Annotated in this window: 1 rRNA gene; it reads right to left on the reverse strand. The window is 55.0% G+C overall.

What is annotated here, in order from left to right:
• Positions 1 to 1,068: ribosomal RNA gene (locus GH2_RS21100) — 23S ribosomal RNA — on the reverse strand; the annotation flags it as partial.

Raw genomic sequence — 1,068 nt, forward strand, 5'->3', positions numbered from 1 at the left:
GGGTGGGTGAGAAACCTCATCTTGGAACAGGCTTCCCGCTTAGATGCTTTCAGCGGTTATCCCTTCCGAACGTAGCCAACCAGCAATGCTCCTGGCGGAACAACTGGCACACCAGAGGTTCGTCCGTCCCGGTCCTCTCGTACTAGGGACAGGATTCCTCAAGTTTCTAGACGCGCGCGGCGGATAGAGACCGAACTGTCTCACGACGTTCTAAACCCAGCTCGCGTGCCGCTTTAATGGGCGAACAGCCCAACCCTTGGGACCTACTCCAGCCCCAGGATGCGACGAGCCGACATCGAGGTGCCAAACCATCCCGTCGATATGGACTCTTGGGGAAGATCAGCCTGTTATCCCCGGGGTACCTTTTATCCGTTGAGCGACACCGCTTCCACATGCCGGTGCCGGATCACTAGTCCCGACTTTCGTCCCTGCTCGACCTGTACGTCTCACAGTCAAGCTCCCTTGTGCACTTACACTCAACACCTGATTGCCATCCAGGCTGAGGGAACCTTTGGGCGCCTCCGTTACACTTTAGGAGGCAACCGCCCCAGTTAAACTACCCACCAGGCACTGTCCCTGAACCCGATCAGGGTCCGAGGTTAGAAGCCCAATACGATCAGAGTGGTATTTCAACAACGACTCCACCAACACTAGCGTGCCAGCCTCACAGTCTCCCACCTATCCTACACAAACCGCACCGAACACCAATACCAAGCTATAGTGAAGGTCCCGGGGTCTTTTCGTCCTGCCGCGCGTAACGAGCATCTTTACTCGTACTGCAATTTCGCCGAGCCTGTGGTTGAGACAGCAGAGAAGTCGTTACGCCATTCGTGCAGGTCGGAACTTACCCGACAAGGAATTTCGCTACCTTAGGATGGTTATAGTTACCACCGCCGTTTACTGGGGCTTAAATTCTCAGCTTCACCAACAAAGTTGATTAACCGGTCCTCTTAACCTTCCAGCACCGGGCAGGCGTCAGTCCGTATACATCGTCTTACGACTTCGCACGGACCTGTGTTTTTAGTAAACAGTCGCTTCTCTCTGGTCTCTGCGACCACCACCAGCTCC

It is taken from the genome of Gordonia hydrophobica NBRC 16057, assembly GCF_001592365.1.
Lineage (GTDB): Bacteria > Actinomycetota > Actinomycetes > Mycobacteriales > Mycobacteriaceae > Gordonia > Gordonia hydrophobica.